18 protein-coding genes are annotated in these 21,299 nt (G+C 58.3%); 1 reads left to right on the top strand and 17 read right to left on the bottom strand.

Annotated features, from left to right (window positions below):
• Positions 1–35: 35 nt before the first annotated feature.
• The 16 genes from ABIE02_RS08195 to ABIE02_RS08120 all read right to left on the bottom strand — a co-directional run bounded on the left by ABIE02_RS08195 (position 36) and on the right by ABIE02_RS08120 (position 18,448).
• A complete protein-coding gene (locus ABIE02_RS08195; protein WP_032611967.1) occupies positions 36–1,175 on the bottom strand; it encodes a glycoside hydrolase family 88/105 protein in 1,140 nt (379 codons plus the stop codon).
• Positions 1,176–1,179: 4 nt separating this feature from the next.
• Positions 1,180–2,763: an MFS transporter gene (locus ABIE02_RS08190; protein ID WP_032611968.1), complete on the bottom strand. Its 1,584-nt coding sequence runs from the start codon at positions 2,761–2,763 to the stop codon at positions 1,180–1,182.
• A gap of 260 nt (positions 2,764–3,023) precedes the next feature.
• Positions 3,024–3,416: a flagellar protein FlhE gene (gene flhE, locus ABIE02_RS08185; protein WP_130588615.1), complete on the bottom strand. Its 393-nt coding sequence runs from the start codon at positions 3,414–3,416 to the stop codon at positions 3,024–3,026.
• Entirely contained in the window at positions 3,416–5,494 is a 2,079-nt protein-coding gene (gene flhA / locus ABIE02_RS08180) for a flagellar biosynthesis protein FlhA (protein WP_164540684.1), read from the bottom strand. The genes flhE and flhA overlap by 1 nt, the downstream gene beginning before the upstream one ends.
• Positions 5,487–6,635, bottom strand: a complete 1,149-nt coding sequence (gene flhB, locus ABIE02_RS08175) for a flagellar biosynthesis protein FlhB (RefSeq protein WP_103792223.1) — start codon at positions 6,633–6,635, stop codon at positions 5,487–5,489. Before flhB ends, flhA begins: the two co-directional genes overlap by 8 nt.
• 218 nt (positions 6,636–6,853) lie before the next feature.
• The gene (cheZ, locus tag ABIE02_RS08170; RefSeq protein ID WP_032611970.1) at positions 6,854–7,498 is read right to left on the bottom strand and encodes a protein phosphatase CheZ; all 645 of its coding nucleotides are present in this window, start codon (positions 7,496–7,498) and stop codon (positions 6,854–6,856) included.
• Positions 7,499–7,508: 10 nt separating this feature from the next.
• Positions 7,509–7,898, bottom strand: a complete 390-nt coding sequence (gene cheY, locus ABIE02_RS08165) for a chemotaxis response regulator CheY (RefSeq protein ID WP_032611971.1) — start codon at positions 7,896–7,898, stop codon at positions 7,509–7,511.
• 16 nt (positions 7,899–7,914) lie between these two features.
• Positions 7,915–8,964, bottom strand: a complete 1,050-nt coding sequence (locus ABIE02_RS08160; RefSeq protein ID WP_032611972.1) for a protein-glutamate methylesterase/protein-glutamine glutaminase — start codon at positions 8,962–8,964, stop codon at positions 7,915–7,917.
• Positions 8,961–9,827 (bottom strand): protein-glutamate O-methyltransferase CheR, encoded by an 867-nt coding sequence (cheR, locus tag ABIE02_RS08155; protein WP_032611974.1) that lies wholly within the window; start codon positions 9,825–9,827, stop codon positions 8,961–8,963. Before cheR ends, ABIE02_RS08160 begins: the two co-directional genes overlap by 4 nt.
• A 23-nt stretch (positions 9,828–9,850) precedes the next feature.
• Positions 9,851–11,452: a methyl-accepting chemotaxis protein IV gene (gene tap, locus ABIE02_RS08150; protein WP_059307630.1), complete on the bottom strand. Its 1,602-nt coding sequence runs from the start codon at positions 11,450–11,452 to the stop codon at positions 9,851–9,853.
• 44 nt (positions 11,453–11,496) lie between these two features.
• Positions 11,497–13,152: a methyl-accepting chemotaxis protein II gene (gene tar / locus ABIE02_RS08145; protein WP_103792082.1), complete on the bottom strand. Its 1,656-nt coding sequence runs from the start codon at positions 13,150–13,152 to the stop codon at positions 11,497–11,499.
• Positions 13,153–13,235: 83 nt separating this feature from the next.
• Positions 13,236–14,201: a Csu type fimbrial protein gene (locus ABIE02_RS08140; protein WP_429211244.1), complete on the bottom strand. Its 966-nt coding sequence runs from the start codon at positions 14,199–14,201 to the stop codon at positions 13,236–13,238.
• Entirely contained in the window at positions 14,198–16,582 is a 2,385-nt protein-coding gene (locus ABIE02_RS08135) for a fimbria/pilus outer membrane usher protein (protein WP_117385396.1), read from the bottom strand. The genes ABIE02_RS08140 and ABIE02_RS08135 overlap by 4 nt, the downstream gene beginning before the upstream one ends.
• Positions 16,558–17,316: a fimbrial biogenesis chaperone gene (locus ABIE02_RS08130; RefSeq protein ID WP_032611981.1), complete on the bottom strand. Its 759-nt coding sequence runs from the start codon at positions 17,314–17,316 to the stop codon at positions 16,558–16,560. The genes ABIE02_RS08135 and ABIE02_RS08130 overlap by 25 nt, the downstream gene beginning before the upstream one ends.
• 16 nt (positions 17,317–17,332) lie before the next feature.
• Positions 17,333–17,812 (bottom strand): Csu type fimbrial protein, encoded by a 480-nt coding sequence (locus tag ABIE02_RS08125; protein WP_200142460.1) that lies wholly within the window; start codon positions 17,810–17,812, stop codon positions 17,333–17,335.
• A gap of 84 nt (positions 17,813–17,896) precedes the next feature.
• On the bottom strand, positions 17,897–18,448 hold the full coding sequence (locus ABIE02_RS08120; protein ID WP_390888510.1) for an SCPU domain-containing protein: 552 nt from the start codon (positions 18,446–18,448) through the stop codon (positions 17,897–17,899).
• A 443-nt stretch (positions 18,449–18,891) separates the two neighbouring features.
• Here ABIE02_RS08120 and ABIE02_RS08115 point away from each other — a divergent pair, with 443 nt between their 5' ends.
• On the top strand, positions 18,892–20,151 hold the full coding sequence (locus ABIE02_RS08115; protein WP_130588609.1) for a dicarboxylate/amino acid:cation symporter: 1,260 nt from the start codon (positions 18,892–18,894) through the stop codon (positions 20,149–20,151).
• Between the two features lie 626 nt (positions 20,152–20,777).
• Here the strand turns inward: ABIE02_RS08115 and cheW are convergent.
• Complete coding sequence (cheW, locus tag ABIE02_RS08110; protein ID WP_032611989.1) at positions 20,778–21,281, bottom strand: chemotaxis protein CheW; 504 nt, start codon at positions 21,279–21,281, stop codon at positions 20,778–20,780.
• Positions 21,282–21,299: the final 18 nt, after the last annotated feature.

Here is a 21,299-nt window from a genome sequence, read left to right as displayed (position 1 = left end):
AATAAAAAACCCGGCATCTGCCGGGTTTTTTATTATCAGAAGTATTTGCGGAGATATTCCGTTAAACAGAGGATCGCCATCGCCTGGCCGTACGGCATGGAGGTTAGCGGGATCTGGCGATAGAACTCCAGATCGCTGCCCATCCCGGTTCCAAACGAGGTTTGCAGCAGTTCGCCGTCCGGGGAGATGTTCTTCACAATCCCGCGAATGGCTTTCTCGGCAACTATGGCGTATTCCGCCGCCACATAACGCTTACGCACCGCTTTCAGGATCCCGTAGCTAAACCCTGCCGTCGCCGAGGCCTCCAGATAGGAGTTCGGATCATCAAGCAGCGTGTGCCACAGGCCGCTCTCATCCTGACATTTCGCCAGGGCGGCGATCTGCGCATTCAGCACCTGCACCAGATAACGGCGCACGGCGTTGTTTTCCGGCAGATCCACCAGCTCCAGGAAGTCGGGTATCACGATGGTTAGCCAGCTGTTGCCGCGCGCCCAGCGGGCATTGGCAAAGTTGTGCTGACCGTCGTAGTTCCAGCCGTGGAACCACAGCCCGGTCTCCCGATCCATCAGGTTTTGCACATGCAGCAGGAACTGATAGACCGCCTCTTCCACGTATTCCGGTTTATTAAGCAGTTTGCCAATCTTCGCCAGCGGCAGGACAGTCATCATCAGGGTGTCATCCCACATCTGCTGATGGTTCTCTTCTGCCAGGGTGATGTGCTGCATACCGCCGTGATCGGTGCGCGGCATGTCGTTCATCGCCCACTCTGCCCAGCTCTCCAGCCACGGCAGCCATGCCGGGTTGCGCGTCTCTTCATAGCGATACGCAAGGGTCAAAAACGGCGACATGGTGTTGACGTTTTTGGTCGTGGCCCCTTCGGCGAAGCGGTCGGCAAACCAGCTGTCGATGATATCGCGCATGCCTTCATCCCCGGTCTGGCAGTAATACTGCCAGATACCGTAGAGACCGACCCCATGCGTCCACTCCCAGCCCGCCCAGCCTTTGGTGTCGATTACGCGCCCGTCGTCCAGCCGCAGTAAAAACTCGCCGGTTTTATCGTGAATGTTCACCAGGTTATGCGTCACTTTCTGGATCAGCGCTTTCAGTTCATCCCTGGCGATAAAACGCTCGGGCTGACGCAGTAACGGGCTATGTTTGACAGGCCAAACCTTCATAATCTTAACCTCTGTTGTATGTCGAATTCAGTGGAGCACGTTCTTTCAGGGACGGTGCAGCGGGTTTATTGCGATTCAGATAGCCGATGTTGTTGTTACCCCACAGGCAGTCGTACGGCATACCGGCCAGCATTTCGACCGTAGCGCGCGCCTGCGGTGTAGCGGTCTCCGGCATTGCACGGCCAGACTCACGCATTTTGGCGGTCTCTTCACGCAGCGTGCTGTGCGTTTGTAAGTTCAGCTTAAAGCGCAGTGACACCAGGAAGCCGCAGCACAAGACCAGAATGGTGCCCACGCTCAGGATCATCAGGATGGTGTGGCTTACCTCTTCAGGCTGTACCTTCTGCCCGCTGACAAAGCCGGACATCTGCATGACGATACCCACCAGCATGATGGCTCCCGCCTGCGACGCTTTGCGAGTTAAGGTCATGATGCCTGCAAAGATGCCTTCGCGACGTTGACCGGTGATCACTTCATCCACGTCAGCAATGTAGGTGTAGGTATTCCACGGTACATAGTTGATGCCGCCGCGGCCCAGACCTGCCAGAGCAGACACCAGTAACAGCAGCGCGTAGATATCGCTCATACCGGCATAATAAAGCCCTGCGTAGGAGAGCGACGCCAGACCAAACAGCACCACCACCATGCGGTAGGACGGGGCCGGGCCAAAGCGGATGCACAGTGGGATCATGGCGATCACGGCGAGGAACTGGAAGATCGCCATCGTGCCCAGCAGGTTCGAAGCCATTGACGCTTCCTGCATCAGCACAAAGACCACGTAGTAGGTAAAGACGGCGTTAAACACGTCCTGCGCGATATAACCCCCGAGGTACATGCCCAGATGCTGACGGAAAATTTTGATCCGCAGGGTGGAACTTAACTCAACGAACAGACGGTTCAGGCTCTGACCAAGGGTCAGTTTTTTCTTCTCTTCTTCTGCACGCAGCGCGGCTTCGCTCCACTCTTCACGCGGGCGTTCCCAGGTAAAGAACCAGACGAAGGTGAGCATCAGGGCGCACAGCACCGAGAACACCAGGCTGGCATAGAAGAAGGAGATGGCATTGTCTTTGCCAAAATGGGTTAACAGAATGCCTGGCAGGAACGACGCCAGAATGGCCGACATCTGCGCCATAGAGATACGCGCGCCGGAGAACTTGGTTTTCTGTTTGAAATCATCGGTCATTTCCGGCACCAGCGTTTCGTACGGTACCAGGATCATGGTGTAAACAATATCAAAGACCAGATAGGTCAGCAGGTAGTACCAGAAGCCCATATCCCCGACCCACATCAGCGAGTAGCTGAAGACGCACGGGATACCGAGCAGGATAAAGAACTTACGGCGGCCAAAGCGTTTGCCAAGCCAGGTGGTACCAAAGTTATCGGTCAGGAAGCCCATCAGCGGACTGACGACGGCATCGAGCACCCTTGCGGCAGCAAAGATGAAGGTGGCCTCAATCGGCGTAAGGCCGCAGAAAGTGGTATAGAAATAGAGCAACCAGGCAGCGGTTAACGCTGTGGTTCCCGCTCCGAGAAAATCGCCCGATCCGTAGGCCAGATAGTTTGCAAGTCCAATTTTACGTGTTTTCATTACCGTCGACCCTGTAAGTTTCAGATGACTCCCGGTTAACCCGGAGGGAACGGGAGTGTCTACAGGGTTACAGTAAAAGTATCCCTACGCGGATACCTTTCTGTTTCTGCCACCGCTATCCGGCAACTGGCAAAAATGCAAAGAGATTTACTACGCGCGTCACTCTTTTATAAAACAGTGTTTCTTTTGCTTCAAAAGGCGAGGTCAATAATGAGAGCCAGTCATCAGAATGGCCTGATAACTGGCGAAAAAGCGGGCATTTAGCGGTAGTTGACGATCACTTCGTTACGTTGCACCTTCAGGGCGGGGATCAGGCGACCGCCGCCCGGCACTTCCCAGATAAAGCGCAGCGGCTCAGCCGCGGGTACGCTGTTAAAGGCATGGGTGGTGCCGCTGGCACCGTCCAGTTCGGTGCAGCGCGCCTGGGAGCATAACCGCACCCGCAGGCCAGCCGGGATCGGGCCATTCAGCTCATAGCGCCAGGCCACCAGCGTCATCAGGCCCGACACCGGTTGCTTCGCAGAGAGCGGGCGCGACGAGGCCGCCACGCCGCGGTTATTGAGGGTCAGGCCGATACTGCTGTCCTGCCAGGCCCCCTCGCCTGCCGCCTGCACTACCATTGGCAGCGCCAGTAACCAGAAGAGTTTGCGCATCATTGACCTCCAATGCTGGCGGTCATGCGGATGTGGCGATTGTCCGACAGCTCCATGTTTGACAAGACCACCAGTTGCGTCAGGCTACGGCGCAGGAAGCGCGACAGCAGCGGACGCAGGGCATGATTGACCAGCAGCACCGGCGGCGCGCCCAGCATCTCCTGACGCTGCAACGCCTCCTGGGTTTGCGCCAGCAGACGATCCGCCAGCCCCGGCTCCAGCCCGCCGCCGCCCTGCAACGCCTGCAACAGCAGACGCTCAAGCGGCGTGTCTAACCCAATCACCTGCACTTCGCCGGTGCCAGGGAACCACTGCTGGGTGATGGCGCGGCCCAGCGCCACGCGCACCACTGCCGTCAGCTCGTGCGGATCGTTTTGCAACGGCGCATGCTCGGCCAGGGTTTCCAGAATGGTACGCATATCGCGGATCGGCACTTTCTCGTCGAGCAGGTTTTGCAGCACCTTGTGCAGCGTGGTCAGGGTCAGCACGCCAGGCACCAGATCTTCGGTCAGCTTTGGCATCTCCTGGGTCACGCGATCCAACAGCTGCTGTGCTTCCTGGCGACCAAACAGCTCCGCAGAATGCTGGCTGATAATGTGGTTGAGATGGGTGGCGACCACGGTACTGGCTTCCACCACGGTATAGCCCTGGATCTGCGCCTGCTCTTTCAGGGCGCTTTCGATCCAGATTGCCGCCAGACCAAAGGCCGGGTCGATAGTTTGTTCCCCCGGCAGCGTGCCCGCCGCCGTGCCCGGATTAATTGCCAGCCAGCGCCCCGGATAGGCGTCGCCGCTGCCGATCTCCACCCCTTTCATCAGGATGCGGTAGCGTGCAGGCGGCAGATCCATATTGTCGCGGATATGCACCACCGGTGGCAGGAAGCCCATGTCCTGGGCGAATTTTTTACGGATACTGCGGATACGCCCCAGCAGTTCGCCGTCCTGTTGGGAATCAACCATCGGGATCAGGCGATAGCCCACTTCCATCCCCAGCGAATCTTCAAGCTGGACGTCGTTCCAGGTGGCTTCCACCGCCTGGGTGTTTTCCGGCATTTTAACCGGCGCAGGCTCGGCCTTCGGTTTGGTCTCGCGCCCGCGCAGCCACCAGGCCAGGCCCAGCAGCGCACCAGTGAAGAGCAGGAAGACGAAGTTCGGCATGCCTGGCACCAGGCCCAGCAGCCCCAGTACCGCCGCCGACAGCATCAACACGTTCGGGTTGCTGAACAGCTGGGTCACCATCTGCTCGCCGACGTCCTGGTCGGTGGCGACGCGGGTGACGATCACACCGGCCGCGGTGGAGATCACCAGCGCCGGGATCTGGGCGACCAGGCCGTCACCGATGGTCAGCAGCGTATAGCTTTCTGCCGCATGGCCCATGTCCATTCCGTGTTGCAGAACCCCAACCAGCAGGCCGCCCACCACGTTGATCACCATGATCAGAATACCGGCGATGGCATCCCCGCGAACGAACTTACTCGCACCATCCATCGAGCCGTAGAAGTCGGCTTCCTGGGTTACGTCGGCACGGCGTTTTTTCGCTTCATCTTCGCCAATCAGCCCGGCGTTCAGATCGGCGTCAATTGCCATCTGTTTGCCCGGCATCCCGTCCAGTACGAAACGCGCGCCCACTTCCGCGATACGGCCCGCACCTTTGGTGATAACCATAAAGTTGATGATCACGAGGATGACAAACACCACGATACCGATGGCGAAGTTACCGCCCACCAGGAAGTGGCCGAAGGCCTCGACCACCTTACCTGCCGCCGCACCGCCGGTATGCCCGTCCATCAGGATGATACGGGTGGAGGCCACGTTCAGCGCCAGGCGCAACAGCGTGGTGAACAGCAGAATGGTCGGGAATGCGGCGAAATCCAGGGTACGCTGGGTGAACATCGCCACCAGCAGCACCATGATTGAGAGCGCAATGTTGAAGGTGAAAAGCAGGTCGAGGATGAATGCCGGAAGCGGCAAGACCATCATCGACAGAATTAGCAGGATGAGGATCGGCCCGGCAAGGATCTGCCATTGAGTCGATTTCAGGTTGCCGGGGAGGCGCAACATTGCCACCAGATTAGCCATCAGAGTCCTTCTCGTTCATAAAATCCAGCGCTGCAGGCACCGGGAGATTCTCAGGTTTCACAGGCCGTTGACCACCGGCCAGACGCCAGCGTTTCAACTGCCACACCCATGCCAGCACTTCCGCCACTGCGGCATACAGCTGGCCTGGGATTTGTTGTCCAATTTCCGCATGGCGATAAAGCGCACGCGCCAGCGGCGGGGCTTCCAGCATCGGAATACGGTTTTCATCACCTATTTCGCGGATCCGCAGCGCAATCAGCCCTGCCCCTTTCGCCACGACCTTCGGCGCGCTCATTTTGTTTTCGTCATACTGCAGCGCAACGGAGTAGTGGGTCGGGTTGGTGACGATGACATCCGCTTTCGGCACATCTTCCATCATCCGGCGACGGGCGGCGGCACGCTGCATCTGGCGAATACGGCCTTTGACGTGCGGGTCACCTTCCATCTGCTTGTATTCATCGCGGATATCCTGACGGGACATGCGCAGTTTTTTAATGTGGCTGTAAATCTGGAAGAAGACGTCAAAACCCACCATCGGGATAATCGCCAGCACCACCAGCAGCGAACATAACCCCACCAGGTTGAGCGCGTTGCGCATCGCGGTAAAAGGCGATTCGCTGATCAGGCGCATCATCTCCGGCCAGTTGTGCCAGATAAAAAAGCCGGCCACGCTGCCCATCAGCGTGGCTTTCATCAACGCTTTCAGCAGCTCAGCGGCGGTCTGGGCGGAGAACATCCGCGCGATGCCGGGCAGCGGGTTGAGTTTGGAAAATTTAAACTGCAGCGATTTTCCGCTAAACACCAGCCCGCCCAGCATTACCGGCGACACCAGCGCCACCAGCACCACTCCGGTGATCAGCGGCAGCAGCGCGACCATCGCGCTTTTAATCAGCAGGATAATCTGGCTGAGGATCAGGTTCGGGTCGTTAACCATGCTGTGATCGAAGCGCAACCCGGCCGAAAGCATACCGGCCAGTCTGCGGGCAAGGGACTCCCCACCAATCCAGATAATGCACACGCCCACTAATAAAATCAGCAGGGAGGTGAGTTCCTTGGATCGGGGTATCTGCCCTTCCTCACGCGCTTTATCAAGTCGGTGGGGTGTGGGGGCTTCTGTTTTGTCGTCGCTATCTTCTGCCACGGCAAGCATCTCGCAGGTAGAGGTCTGGACGATATGATGCCAAAGCCGCGCGCGACCAATGGGTTAATTAAGGACGTTAAAAGGGCCGATTTAGGCCATTCAGGTGTCACCGGGGCAATCGAAGGCGTGCCACGAATCAGTGAGAGGACGAAAAAATGCCACCTTTGCAGGTGGCATTTGTACCGGGCAATGCCCGCTGTGCGCACATTCTCTGTGGGCTAGAAGCCTAAGCTGTCCAGCAGATCGTCGACCTGATCCTGGCTTGCCACGACACCGGCTTTGGTGGTGTCGAGCTGCGGGCCATTCAGCAGGCTTTCGTTCTCGCGCTGCGGACGTGCGGAAGGTTCCGGCATGTTCTCCAGCAGCACCATCAACAGCTGACGCTCAATCTCCTGGATCACATCCATCATGCGCTTGATCACCTGACCGGTCAGATCCTGGAAATCCTGCGCCATCATGATGTCCAGCAGCTGCGCGTTAGTGAAGCTGGTATGGCCCGGCACGTCACCCAGGTACTGGCGAGTGTCGGTGACCAGTTCGCGGGCGTCGGACAGTTCGATTGGATTTTCGAACCACTCGTCCCAGCGTTTGGTCAGCGCTTTCGCGCCCTTTTCCATCTCATCCTGATGCGGCTGCGACGCTTCAACACTGTTCAGCGCACGCTCTGCCGCCTGGGCAGTCATTTGCACAACATAGTCCAGACGGTCACGGGCATCGGGGATCGCTTCCGCGGCTTCCGCAATCGCCTGATCCAGTCCCAGCTCACGCAGGCTGTCACGCAGCATGCGCGTCAGGCTACCGATCCGGGCAATTATGTCACCGGGTGAATGCTCATCCGTGGGTTTAATCGAAGGCTGCATCATCTCCCGTACCTCACATGCCGAGTTTCTCGAAGATCTTACCGAGTTTTTCTTCCAAAGTTGCAGCGGTGAATGGCTTCACCACATACCCGCTTGCGCCAGCCTGTGCCGCAGCAATAATGTTCTCTTTCTTCGCTTCGGCCGTTACCATCAGCACAGGCATAGAGGCCATCGCAGCATTCGCACGAATGGTTTTCAGCAGTTCCAGACCATCCATGTTTGGCATGTTCCAGTCAGAAATGACAAAACCAAAGCCACCGGCATTCAGTTTGTTCAGTGCATCAACACCGTCTTCCGCTTCTTCAACATTATTAAAACCCAGCTCTTTCAGCAGGTTGCGCACGATGCGACGCATGGTGGAAAAGTCATCCACAACCAAAAACTTGAGCTCTTTGTCCGCCATAAAACTACACTCCTCGTTAAATACGTATTGCCTGTCCGGCACTGATTTTTGCCAGCATCTGCTGACTAACCTGACTAAGATCGACCACTTCGCTGACGCCACCCATATTGATGGCCTCGCGCGGCATGCCGAACACTACACAACTTGCTTCATTCTGCGCGATGGTCCAGGCGCCAGCCTGGTGCATCGCAAGCATTCCGGCGGCGCCGTCGTTGCCCATCCCCGTCAGGATCACTCCAACGGCGTTGCGCCCCGCATGTTTCGCCACCGAATGAAACAGCACATCCACCGACGGACGGTGCCGGTTAACCGGCGGCCCGTCATGAATTTTGATTTGATAGTTCGCGCCGCTGCGCGCCAGCTCCATATGCTTGTCGCCGGGGGCAATGTAGGCATGCCCCGGCAGAACGCGCTCGCCATCTTCCGCCTCTTTCACGCTGATCTGACACAGCTTGTTCAGACGCTCCGCGAACGAACGGGTAAAGCCTGGCGGCATGTGCTGGGTAATCAGAATACCTGGGCTTGAGAGCGGCAATGGCTGGAGTACATGCCGAATTGCCTCTGTTCCCCCGGTCGATGCCCCAATGACCAGCAGTTTTTCCGAGCTTAACAGCGGGCCTGCTTTCAGGGTGGCTGGCGCGGCCATCGGCTTGTGCGTCGCTACCCGCGCCCGCGCGGCGGTACGAATTTTTTCCGCGATCATCTCGCTGTACGCCAACATCCCTTCACGAATGCCGAGCTGCGGTTTGGTGACAAAATCCACCGCCCCCAGCTCCAGCGCCCGCAGGGTGATCTCGGAACCTTTGCCGGTCAGTGAAGAGACCATCACCACCGGCATCGGCCGTAGACGCATTAACTTCTCAAGGAAGTCGATGCCGTCCATACGCGGCATTTCGACATCCAGGGTCAGCACGTCGGGGTTATATTTTTTGATTAAATCCCGGGCTACCAGCGGATCGGGGGCCGTCGCCACCATCTCCATGTCGCTGTGACTGTTGATAATCTCCGTCATGATCTGGCGCATTAACGCCGAATCATCAACTGACAAGACCCTGATTTTACTCATGCTTTATCCTTACTCAGCGCATATACCGTCTGCCCACGCAGGCTGAATTCGCGCACGAGATTGCTGAAATTCTCCGAGTGCCCGGCAAACAGTAATCCGTCCGGCTTGAGCAACGGTACAAAGCGGCGCAGGATCTCCTGCTGCGTCGTTTTGTCGAAATAGATCATCACATTACGGCAGAAAATGGCGTCAAATGGCCCCGCCACGTTGTACTGCTTCTCCAGCAGATTGACCATGGAGAACTCCACCGCATTCGCCAGTTCACTGCGCACCCGTACCAGCCCCTCATGCGGGCCCGTGCCACGCATGAAATAGCGCTGAAGCTGCTGCGGCGACAGGGTTTTCAGCTCGTCCTGGCGATAGATACCGCTCTGCGCTTTTTGCAGCACTTCGGTATCAATATCGCTGGCGAAGACCTTCCAGCGGCCCGGTGCGGTACCCAGGGTATCGGCCAGGGTGATGGCGAGAGAGTAAGGCTCCTCGCCGGTCGAGGCCGCCGCACTCCATACGCGATACTCGCCGCTGCGGCGACGCGCATGTTCCGCCAGCACCGGGAAGTGGTGCGCTTCCCGGAAAAAGGCAGTCAGGTTAGTGGTCAGGGAGTTGATAAACGCCTGCCACTCCGCGCTGTTCGGGTTCGCTTCCAGCATGCCGAGGTAGCGACCAAAATCATCCAGCTCGAGCGTTCGCAAGCGACGCACAAGACGGTTGTAGACCATGTCCCGCTTGTGATCGGCAAGCACGATCCCCGCGCGCTGGTAGATTAACTGACATATCCGACGAAAATGCGCATCGGACAGCGCGAGGCGCTGTGTCATCTGTAACAGTAATGACGATTGCCCTGAGGGCAGTGGTGATGTCATAGCGCCTTCTTACTTAATCACGTTCAGGTTCCGACTGGTACGGCTTGAGACCGCCCGACTTCTGTAACTGTTTCAACACGTTCATTCACATTAAATACTGCTACCAGCGAGGTCAGATGATCCGCCTGACCGGCTAACTGGTCGGTGGCGGCCGCGGCTTCTTCTACCAGCGCCGCGTTCTGCTGCGTCACCTGATCCATCTGGCTGACGGCCAACGCGACCTGCTCAATGCCGCGACGCTGTTCATCGGATGCCGAGGCGATTTCCCCCATGATGTCGTTAACCTGCGTCACCGAGCTGACAATCTCGGTCATGGTTTTCGCTGCGGTATCCACCAGCTCCGACCCTTGCTGCACGCGTGAGACCGACTCTTCAATCAGTCCCTTAATCTCTTTCGCCGCGTTGGCGCTGCGGCTTGCCAGGTTACGCACTTCCCCTGCCACCACCGCAAAACCGCGTCCCTGCTCGCCCGCGCGGGCGGCTTCCACCGCGGCGTTCAGCGCCAGAATATTGGTCTGGAACGCGATGCCGTCGATGACGCTAATAATGTCGCCAATCTTCTGGGAGCTGGTGGCGATCTCATTCATGGTGTTCGCCACGCGAGAGGCCTGCTCACCGCCCTTCTTCGCCGTCTGCGCCGCGCTCTTCGCCAGACCGGAAGCCTGACGGGCGTTGTCGGCGTTCTGCCCGACGGTGGCCGTCAGCTGTTCCATGCTGGCTGCCGTTTGCGCCAGCGATGCCGCCTGCTGTTCGGTGCGCGACGAGAGATCGTTATTGCCTTCGGCAATTTCGGAGATCCCGGTGTGCATGGCATAGCTGCCCTGACGCACCTCGGAGACCGTTTCCCGCAGCGAGCCTTGCATTGCTTTCAGGCTGGCGAAAATAGCCGATATTTCATTTTTGCCGTACACCGCCACCGGCCGCGCCAGATCGCCCTTCGCAATGCTGTCGAAATGGCTGCTGATGATCGCCAGCGGCTGCACAATCATCCGGCGAGACCAGAACAGCGCGGCGCTGGTCAGTATCGCGGTCAGCACAATCATGGTGGCGAAGATCACGCCCGACATGTGATAGCTGGTGCGACTGTCGTTCCCTGCCGCCTGCACAAACTGGTTAATCTCCTGCTGCCAGGCCTCGGTGCTGGCATCAAACGCCGCCTGCGATTCCTGCACCGGCGCGGTGAGGAAGTCCGACAGCTGGTTGTTTTCCAGCCAGGTGGCCTGATGATCCAGATCGCTGTACCACTGGTTAAAGGCCGCCTGCATCGCTTTTTTCAGCTCGCCGTCTTTCGCGCTGATCGCCGCCTGGTCGTTAAAGGTTTTGAACATGCCCTCAGCCTGTTTCAGGCTGCTGCGCGCGGTGGTCATCAGCGCCTTAATGTCATCAGGCGGATAACTCAGCGCGGTCAATGTGCCCGCTTTATTCAGCGCCGTACTGGCCTGGAGCAGAACGGCGCGGCTCTGGGTAAGTAGCGCGCGCTGCTGATTGCTGCCCTGCATCTCCTGCAAATTCTGATAACCATCGCGAAAAGCCCAAAACGACAAGCCATTACTGCCAACCTGCAACACCCCACAGACAATCAAAATCAAAAACAGGGTGGTCGAGATACGAATACGATTTAACATCCACGCTCCCATTTAGCGGCCAGCAGCCGCGAATTAACGTTCGATCAAAATGTTTCCCAGTTCTCATCTTTTCCGGTGGTCAGCGCGCGTACCTGGGCCGGTGCATTAACCGGCGCGGCCGGTTGATGGCTGGCACGCGATGACACCGTGTTTCCAGGTGCAGAAGTAAGACGAAACGCCGAAACGGCCATCTTCAGACGGCTCGCCTGCTCTTCCAGTTGTGCCGCAGCGGCTGCGGACTCCTGAACCAGCGCGGCGTTTTGTTGTGTGACACGATCCATTTCCGATACCGCCAGGGCCACCTGGTCGATACCACGACTCTGCTCATCAGAGGCCGAGGCGATTTCACCCATGATGTCGGTGACACGCGTTACCGCGTTGACGATGTCATTCATGGTTTCTCCCGCGCTTTCCACCAGCGTCGAGCCGGTATCCACGCGCGCGACAGAATCTTCAATCAGGGCTTTGATCTCTTTGGCCGCATTGGCACTGCGGCTGGCGAGGTTACGCACTTCACCGGCGACCACTGCAAAACCGCGCCCCTGCTCACCCGCACGCGCGGCTTCTACCGCGGCGTTCAGCGCCAGGATGTTGGTCTGGAAGGCGATGCCGTCGATCACGCTGATGATGTCAGCGATCTTCTTCGAGCTTCCGGCGATGTCGTGCATGGTTTTCACCACCCCATCCACCACCTTGCCGCCGCGCTGTGCGGTCTCCGAGGCGCTGTTTGCCAGCTGTGACGCCTGACGGGCGTTGTCGGCGTTCTGCTTCACGGTGGCCGTTAACTGCTCCATGCTGGCCGCCGTCTCTTCCAGCGCCGACGCCTGCTGCTCGGTGCGGGAAGAGAGATCGTTGTTGCCCATCGCGATTTCGCTGGTGCCGGTGTAGATGGCATCCGAACCCTGGCGTACGTTAGCCACCGTTTCGCTCAGGGAGCGCTGCATATGGTCAACGGTGACCGCCAGTTGGGTAATTTCACTGCGCCCGGCGATGGCCAGGGTATGGGTGAGATCGCCGCTGGCAATCTGGCGAATGTGGTCGATAACGCGGTTTAACGGGTTAAGCAGGGTATGACGAATGCCGTACCAGACACCCACCAGCACGATGGCCAGCGCCAGGGCCAGGATCCCCATCTGCCATTTGGCAAAGGTGTAATCTTTCACGCTGGCGTTGTACGCCTCCTGGTTACGCGCGTCAGACGCAGCGACATAATCCCGCAGGGCGGTGCCCAGCGCGTTCTGCTTTGACTGGGTGGCCTGGGCGAAATAGGCATCCATATTGCCACTCTCAAGGAACTGAATAAGCTCCGTCAGGGCCGCAGCGTAGTCCTGGTATTTGTCATTGATGGTCTGGCTGACCTGCTCCATCGACGGCTGTGGTGCGATGGCGCGGTATGCGTTGAAGTGTTTGTCTGCTTCCGCCAGCGTCGTACGGGCGTTGTTGATCAGCTCCGGCTGCTGGTGCGTGGGATCCGTCGCCATGCGCGCGGAGGCGCGGCTCAGGTTAATGCGCGTTTGCAGCAGGTAATCCCAGGTGGAGGTGATTTCACTCTGTTGAACACGAAATTCGTTAGAAACCGCAAAACTGTCCTGGTTAGCCTTAATGGATGAGAAAAAGAGACTGCCGGAAATAAGCTGCAGCAGTGCGAAGACAACCAGCACTAACATCAGCATTGTGACAACGCGCATACGGTTCAACATACAACACCTTCTTATGAATTTGTTCTCGGTGTTATCGGCACAACTGGCGGGAACTTTACATTTGCGAAAGGGAAAAGCGCGGGTCAGAACGCGACGTCGACGACCAGGGTGTCGCTGTAGTTACCGGCGGGCGGGGTGGCCTGATTCGTCAGCACGCGGGCGGTATAGTTATAGCTGCGTAACAGCCCGTCGGTGCTTACCTGCGAAGAGGCACCGCTGGACCAGCGTTCGCTGCCGCTGCTGCCCCAGCGATTCGCTGTCGCTTCTTTATAGATCTCATAGCTCATGCGGTTATTGCCGCTGGCCATCTGGCGCACGTTATTGCTGGCGTTGGCACCGTTATTGATGCCGATGGTATAGACGCTGCCCTTGGTGCAGGTGACCGAGATAGCCTGGGAGATCGTCGGGAAGTTTTGCACCAGCGGCGCGCTGTTGAAGTTAACGTTCGGGGTGGTCATGGCGCTGCAGTCGTTAGTGACCGTAATGTTGAGGGTAATGCTGACCGGCGTGGTGCCGGTTTGCGCGGAGGTACAGAGTCCCAGCGCCCCCAGCGCGCAGACGCTGTAACTCACGTTGAAATTGAGGGTCACCTGATACGGCCCGGCGCTGACATTCTGCCCGGCGACGGTGCGAAAATAGAGTGGGATGTTGTACTGCCTGGAACCGAGCAGCCCCAGCAGCGACGACCCGCTCCAGGTATAGGCTTTGCCGATCTGCACTTCGTTGGTGGCGTTGCAGGTATTTAGTCCGCAGAGGCGGGTGGGGATCACATCGGTGATGGTGGCATTATCGGTGCGCTTCATAGTTGCGCGGCTGCTGGCGCTAACGGTGGCCCCGGTGTAGTTGAGCGTCACCGTATCGTTGGTCAGTAAATTAAGCACCGTATCGCAGTTCACCACCAGCGTACCGGTGGTGGCCACTTCGTTGCTGCCGCTCAGGGCAAAGGAGGTGACGCTGCCAAAGCTGGCATTGACGGTACTGACCCGGCACGCTCCCCAACTGGTGGCGGAGAACAGCAACAATATCATCACCAGCAGGAGGCGTTTCATGGTTCCACCCGGCAGGTCAGAGGGCCGTAGGTTTGCAGCTTATGCTCCGGGTTTGCCGTCAGGCTGAGAGTGACGCGGCAGCTTTTGCCCGCCGGGGTGATGACCTCCAGCGGGTTGACGTCCGCCAGATCTTCCAGCCAGGCAAGCCCGTCATAGCCCACCACCACCGGCTCCCTGCCCTGGCGTCGCACCTGACTGCCAAGGGGGATCGCCTCCCCTGCCCCGTCGTGCAGGATCACGCTGGCAACCCGCTCCTGCTCCATGGGGAAATCAACCAGATAACCGCTGTTACGCCGCAGGGCAATACGGCGTTCAGTCTCTTTCAGGCGGGTGTCGGCGGGTAAGTTAAGGGTGTTGATGCTGTAGCTGGCCGGGTAATAGGCCGATACGCCGCTGATCAGCAGATAACCGTTGCGGTTGGTTTTGCCCACCGGCTGATTCTCATAGCTGACCGGCACGTCCGGCTGACCGTCAGTGCTGACCACCACGAAGGCGTCGTTGATTTTGTTGGCGGCAAACAGCTCGCCGTCCATCAGCACCAGCGCACCCATCGCCTCGCCCCACCAGGTCATCATGTCGCGCTCGCCGTAGCCGCCGCCCTGCACTTCAATATTGTTATTACGCCAGCCCAGCGTGGCCTGCTGATAGTTGCTGGCCTGCGACTGGCGCGCCCACGCCATGTTCCAGCTAAAGCCGCCGTCGGTGGGCATCGAGTGGTTATAGTTAAGCCGCTGGGTGCTGCCCGCATCCGGTGTATTTTCGAGGGTGATGGCGGCGCTGTCGCGTTCGCCCAGCGGGATCTGCAGCGACAGGGCGACCGTCCAGTCGCCCTGCTGCTGGTCACGGCTGGCGGCGAGGTAAATACTGCTGCTGCCCCACAGGTTACGGCTCCAGGAGAGGTTCAGCAGCTCGGTTTTCTGATCGTCGAAACTCTGCACGCCGATCCACGCCGCGCCAACGTTGCCAAAATCGCCAAGGTTAAAGGTCAGGGAATACTGATCCGTATTGCGGCTCAGGCTGGCAATGGGCTGGTTGTATTCATCATAGATGGTGGGTTGATCGTAGAGCGCGAGATTGCCGAAGCCACGATCGCGACGGCTGTGCTGGGTGGCGATACTGAAGGCGTTGGTACTGTACTGGTAACCCCAGTTGAGCTGTCCGCCGGTATCGCCGCGCATTTTACTCTGGGTCCAGGCGCTGTTCACTACCCCGAGACGCCCCAGTTTGACGATGGTCCCGGCTCCGCCCAGCGCCAGCTTCTCCGCCCCTTCGACGTGCCCTTCCAGCGTCAGCCAGTCGGTGAGGCCGTAACGATACGAGCCGCTGCCCGCCGCCGGGCCGTAGTCAAAATTCTCGATACCGTAATTGCGGCGCAGGCTGCCGAGGGTCATGGCCCCGTCGCTTAGCCCCTGCCGGAGCAGATCGCTGGTGACGTAGAACGGCATAGTGGTGCTCACCTGACGCCCCAGCGCATCGGTGGTGACCAGCACCGCATCCCCGGCGCCGTTAATGTAAGGCAAATTGGTGAGGGTGAAAGGTCCGGGCTGCAAACGGGTGGAGCCTGCGCGATAGCCGTTCACGAACAGATCCACCGACGTGGGCACTGCCGCCTCGCCGGAGAACTCCGGTAAGGGCCAGGTAACAAGGTCGGGGCGCAGGGAGAAATCGCGGCCATAGCTGATGCCGCCCATGCGCACGCTACTGCTCCAGCTCAGGGCATCGCTGATCACATCCCCGGCGGTCCAGGTGGTGGCATCCTCTTCATCGGTGATCATCAGGGTGGTGTCGTAGCGCACGTACCCCTCCTGCTGCCCGCTGCCGCCGGACAAGTTCTTTCTCACGTAACCGGTGGAGGATAACGATCCCCGGTCGTCAAAATAGCGTAATTCATGCCAGAGGGAGGCCTGGCCGCCGCTGTGTTCAGTGTGGTTGGTATAGAAGTCGTAGTTGAGCAGCGCCCCCTTACCAAAATGGGGGGTGCTGCGCGCCATCTGCCCGCTGAAGGGGGTCACGCGCGCGCTGACCCACTCCCGGGGAACGTTGAGCAGCAGCCGTTGCCCGGTGCTGTCGTACTCGGCACGCACGTCCTTCAGACGGCTGACGTTTACCTCCCCCGGTGGCACGTGCTCGGCGGGCAGCCCGGCGCGGCGCAGATCGGCGCTGGCAACCAGATACTCCGCCTGCCGCCGGGTGACGGGGACCACCAGCCCGGTGTCGTAGTGGTTGACGATAAGCGCCAGCTGGAACACCGCCTCGTCATTTACCGACTGCGGCACCGGCGGTGGAGGCAGCATATCGTCACCGGGATCGGCCCAGCTTGCGGAGCTGACGCAGAGCAGGATAAGCATCGACGGCTTCAGTTGACGGGGGCCGACTGCCATTGGGTATCCCGGGCATTAATCTGTGCACGCATCTGGCTCGGGTGGTCCATCCCTGACGGCAGTGGCCAGCTGCGGGCGCTGCCCGGCAGCACATAACCCAGCAGGCCGTCGGCTAAGGTGCGATTCTGCCCCCCCTGTTGCAGCGAAACCTGACTCAGGCGGACATGCACATTGCCCTGATTCCGCACCTGGATCGCCGCCTGGCCGTTCTCGCGGATCACCCGCCAGTTCAGATCCCGCGTCTCGACCAGGGCATGGTGTGCGCCGTCCTTGATGGTGGCAATCCCCTGTCCGTAGACAAACAGCGGAATGGAGTAGCGCATTTGCAGTTTCAACCCCATCTGCGGGGTCTCTTTATCCTGCGGCTGAGGGATCTCGTCCACGATAATGCGGTAGGCCTGCTCTACCCCGACCGGCACCTCACTCTGTTTGATCAGGCGGATTAACTGCTTGCTGCCCTTCGCAATGGTGACAATCGGCGGGCTGGCGACAACATCCTGCTGGGCGGTATAGCGTTCAAGGCCGTTCTCCTGCCGCCAGCGCACAATGCGTACCTGCATGGTGGTGGCGCTGTTGCCCTGATTCTGCACCCACAGCTCCGTGGCTTTGGTATCCGCCGCCAGCCAGGGGTCGATGGGCCACAGCAGAATAGTGGCGGCCCCGTGGGCGGTGTTGAGCGTCGCGCCCAGTGCCATCAGCAGACAAAGCCTGCGATATCCCGAAAATGCCTTCATCGTCCTTCTCCCTTTATCACCACGACAGGGTCACGGTGAGTTGATCGGAATAATTTCCGGCCGGGCTGAACCCGGTCAGAAGCGCCACACCAAAGAGCGGTAGCGCAATGTTATTGCTGTTGGTGTAGGCCACAGACACCGCCTGGTTAACACCGATCTCACTGTTGGCCGCCAGAGAGCTGCTGCTGTACAGGCGGTACGGCACCAGACTGATCCCCCCGGACCGCTGCATATTGCGCACCGAGGTGTAGTGCTGACCGCCGTCGATACTCATGCTTAACGCCACGCCAGGCGTACAGGCGATGGAGAGTGAACCGTTCGGCACAAAGCTGGTGTTCACCGATCCCCGTTCCACCCCGCTATGGGTGCCAAAGTTAAGGGTGCCCAGAAGGCCACCGCTGCCTGTGGCCACGGAGCAGCCGGGGGTGATCGTGGCGCTCACCTGAAAGGATTGCGTCGTCACCGCCTCGCCGTTTCCTGCCACAAGCAGCAGCATGCTCAGGACAAAAAAAGCGCGCAGTTTGCCCTCTCCCGTATGTCGGAGCCTTTGTTTTTCCACGCTTATCTAAACGTGCTGACGCTAGTAGGTGACGCTGACGTTGATAGTGTCGGTGTAAGTGCCGGGCACCACGGTGACGCTATTGCCCCCGCCGGTGATGCGGCCGTACAGCGTATAGCTGTCAACTCCCCCGGCGGTGGAGGTCACCGGCAGTGGGGCGTTATTGGCGATGATGTTGTTGAACCCGCCGTCGCTGAACAGGCTGTAGGCGACGCCCTGGCTGGTATTGGCGGTGTTCACCAGATAGCGCGCAGGCGTACCCGGTGTACCCACTACCGTGCCGGGGGCCGTGGAGTTGGTATTGCCGGTGATCGCCACGGTGTAGCTGGCGGTGGTGCATTGAATCGTGAAGGTGTTGCCGCCGCTGGCCCCGGTAAGCTGGGTGGTCAGCGTGGAGAAGGTCGCCGGATGGGTACCGAAATCGAGCGTACCGAAGTTAATGCCATCCTGCGTCGGCGAGCCGTTAATCAGGCAACCGTTGGTCAGTGTCAGCGTCGCGCCAATGGTGCCACTGCTGGTGACGGCCTGACTGTTGCTGGCTGCCATTGCAAAAACGCTACCGGTAAACAGCATCAGGATTTTTTTGTTCATTTTCCACCCTCCAGAAAATGTCACGTAAGGTTATCATTTTTTGATAACACTCAGTCTGTTAGCACCCTTCATGCTGTTGTCCGGGTGGTTATTGTGAAATTTAGTTTAAGGTTTCGTTCTCAACCACTTTTCACCCGCTGCCCCATACCTTTGCATTATTGACACATTTTTACGAATTAAAACATAAGGATAAGAAATGACATCCGCTATGGCGTAAGCATAGCGGGAGGATATATTGCTTAAAATGTGATCTGCATCGCAATATATCGTCGGTCATTTATTAACTAATTTAATAAATATTAAAAAAATATTGAAAAGCACGCTTATTTACTTCAATTTAGGTAATGAATCATTCATCCGCTGAATAATAAAAAATGAGACAGATCAGCTGATTAATTTCCCCTTTCAGTTAATGAGGTACTTTGGTGGCAAGCGCAAACCGACTCACGATTTTTATCGTGGTCTTTATGCTGGCGGGCATTCTGTCCGGGGCAGTCATTCATGAATATGCGTCATCTGACGTGATAGCAGCCTGGTCAGACAACATCACTCTCCTGACCGATATCTTCTTACGCCTGATTAAGATGGTCATTGCGCCGCTGGTGTTCAGCACTCTGACGGTGGGGATCATGCGGCTGGGCGAGACCGCGACCATTGGCCGTGTGGGCGGTAAAGCAATGGTCTGGTTTATCAGCTCGTCGGTACTCTCCATCCTGGTCGGACTGTTTATCGTGACCTTGCTCCACCCGGGCAGTGGCCTGAATCTGGCCGTTCCGGCCGGCACGGTGGAGACCGGACTGGCGACCGGCGGGATGTCGTTGAAAGGCTTTCTTTCCCATACCATCCCTACCAGCATTGCCGGGGCGATGGCCAATAACGAGATCCTGCAGATCGTGGTGTTCTCGATGTTCTTTGGCATTGGCGGCGCATCGCTGGGGGAGAAATTTAACGCCCCGCTGGTTGCGGCGCTGGACGTGGTTTCCCACATTATGCTGAAAGTCACCGGTTACGTAATGTACGTTGCACCGCTGGCGATCTACGCCGCGATCTCCTCGGTGATCGCCACTGAGGGGCTGGGGATTTTGCTCAACTATGCCTCGTTTATTGGTGGCTACTATCTGGCGATCGTCCTCACCTGTCTGGTGCTGGTGGCGGTGGGTTATATGGTGCTGAAAAACGACATCTTCCGCCTGGTGAGCATGCTGAAAGATCCGGTGCTGGTGGCCTTTACCACCAGCAGCTCCGAAGCGGCTTACCCGAAAACGCTGGAGCAGCTGACCCGCTTCGGCTGTTCGCGCAATATCGTCTCCTTTGTGCTGCCGATTGGGTATTCGTTTAACCTCGTGGGGTCGATGGTCTACTGCTCGTTTGCCTCGATGTTTATCGCCCAGGCGTACAATATTCAGCTGTCGTTTTCGGAAATTACGGTGTTGATGTTAACCCTGATGCTGGCCTCGAAAGGCATTGCCGGGGTGCCGCGCTCGGCGCTGGTGGTGCTGGCCGCCACCATCCCGAGTTTCCATATTCCGGTGGCGGGGATTTTGCTGCTGATGGGGATCGATCACTTCCTGGATATGGGGCGTTCCGCGATTAACGTGCTGGGGAATGGCGTGGCGACAGCGATGCTGGCGCAGAATGAGGGGCTGCTGGAGGATGAGGTGGGGCTGGCTAGCCAGGAAGGCTGATTTCTTATTGAGATGTTGTGGAATTGTTCCGTTCACTTTATGTCCAGCAGAATATGAAATGAATGGAACCTGTGAACGTGATAAGGGGGCCACCGCGGCCCCCTTATCAATCCCCGCGGCCCCGCGACGAAATCGGTGCTTCGCACTACGCTCACCTCCCGACCGGCTGCCTGCGGTCGGCTCAACTCGACATCCTGTCTCGATTCGCCTCTGGCCGCCATCCCTGGCGTCCAGCCTTTGTCATCCGGTCTCCGGTTCGCCGGTTTCAGCGGGGACTCAACCGCTGTGCCACATTCAAACCGCAGAGAAGGTTGAGTGAGCGAAAGTCCGGCTGAAAATCGCTGAGGCGTTGACCGCAGGCCGGGGCGAGGCGCAGGGATGCGCCGAGAGGGCGTGACCTACAGGGATGTAGGATCACGCCCGACCCGATAGCCGAAGGGAATAAGCCGAAGGCATCGCGAAGCGGCGATTTTCTTTGCCGGGAGCCGGGATTGTTAAGGGGGCGGCGGTAGCCCCCTTAACACGTTCACCGCAGCGGGGCTTTCATAAAGCAAAAAAGCTGTAGTGAACGGAACAATTCCACTACAGCCATATGTATTAAAAGATTAGCCTGGCGGCCAGCCTCATTACGCTACGTGACTTGCCGCCACATCCAGCAGCGCCATCTCGTCGCTGTTCAGCAGCTTCTCGATGTTCACCAGAATCAGCATACGGTCACCGAGCGCACCCAGACCGGTCAGGTATTCGGTGGACAAGGTGACAGCAAATTCCGGTGCCGGGCGGATCTGCTCGGCGGTCAGGGAGAGCACATCAGACACCCCATCAACCACGATCCCCACCACGCGCTGGCCCAGATTGAGCACGATCACCACGGTGTTGTCATCATACTCAACATCGCCCTGGCTGAACTTCACGCGCAGGTCAACGATAGGCACGATCACGCCACGCAGGTTGGTCACGCCTTTGATGAAATCTGGCGTGTTGGCGATGCGGGTCACCTGATCATAGCCACGGATTTCCTGCACTTTCAGAATATCGATACCGTATTCTTCGTCACCTAAAGTGAAAACCAGGAATTCCTGCCCTGATGGCTCGCCGGCCAGCTTGGTTACATTACTCATACCGGTCATTTTTTTACCTTCTTAACT

Source organism: Leclercia sp. 1548, assembly GCF_050435045.1.
Taxonomy (GTDB): domain Bacteria; phylum Pseudomonadota; class Gammaproteobacteria; order Enterobacterales; family Enterobacteriaceae; genus Enterobacter; species Enterobacter adecarboxylatus.
This window is presented reverse-complemented; position numbering and strand designations above follow the sequence as displayed.

Bases quoted from the DNA above. Each gene is read 5' to 3' on its own strand.
- ABIE02_RS08125 (WP_200142460.1), bottom strand. From the start codon at position 17,812: ATGCTGCTGCTTGTGGCAGGAAACGGCGAGGCGGTGACGACGCAATCC.
- cheW (WP_032611989.1), bottom strand. From the start codon at position 21,281: ATGACCGGTATGAGTAATGTAACCAAGCTGGCCGGCGAGCCATCAGGG.
- cheZ (WP_032611970.1), bottom strand. From the start codon at position 7,498: ATGATGCAGCCTTCGATTAAACCCACGGATGAGCATTCACCCGGTGAC.
- tar (WP_103792082.1), bottom strand. From the start codon at position 13,152: ATGTTGAACCGTATGCGCGTTGTCACAATGCTGATGTTAGTGCTGGTT.
- ABIE02_RS08130 (WP_032611981.1), bottom strand. From the start codon at position 17,316: ATGAAGGCATTTTCGGGATATCGCAGGCTTTGTCTGCTGATGGCACTG.
- ABIE02_RS08190 (WP_032611968.1), bottom strand. From the start codon at position 2,763: ATGAAAACACGTAAAATTGGACTTGCAAACTATCTGGCCTACGGATCG.
- flhA (WP_164540684.1), bottom strand. From the start codon at position 5,494: ATGGCTAATCTGGTGGCAATGTTGCGCCTCCCCGGCAACCTGAAATCG.
- cheR (WP_032611974.1), bottom strand. From the start codon at position 9,827: ATGACATCACCACTGCCCTCAGGGCAATCGTCATTACTGTTACAGATG.
- ABIE02_RS08135 (WP_117385396.1), bottom strand. From the start codon at position 16,582: ATGGCAGTCGGCCCCCGTCAACTGAAGCCGTCGATGCTTATCCTGCTC.
- ABIE02_RS08120 (WP_390888510.1), bottom strand. From the start codon at position 18,448: ATGCTGTTTACCGGTAGCGTTTTTGCAATGGCAGCCAGCAACAGTCAG.
- flhE (WP_130588615.1), bottom strand. From the start codon at position 3,416: ATGCGCAAACTCTTCTGGTTACTGGCGCTGCCAATGGTAGTGCAGGCG.
- cheY (WP_032611971.1), bottom strand. From the start codon at position 7,898: ATGGCGGACAAAGAGCTCAAGTTTTTGGTTGTGGATGACTTTTCCACC.
- ABIE02_RS08195 (WP_032611967.1), bottom strand. From the start codon at position 1,175: ATGAAGGTTTGGCCTGTCAAACATAGCCCGTTACTGCGTCAGCCCGAG.
- tap (WP_059307630.1), bottom strand. From the start codon at position 11,452: ATGTTAAATCGTATTCGTATCTCGACCACCCTGTTTTTGATTTTGATT.
- ABIE02_RS08160 (WP_032611972.1), bottom strand. From the start codon at position 8,964: ATGAGTAAAATCAGGGTCTTGTCAGTTGATGATTCGGCGTTAATGCGC.
- ABIE02_RS08140 (WP_429211244.1), bottom strand. From the start codon at position 14,201: ATGAAACGCCTCCTGCTGGTGATGATATTGTTGCTGTTCTCCGCCACC.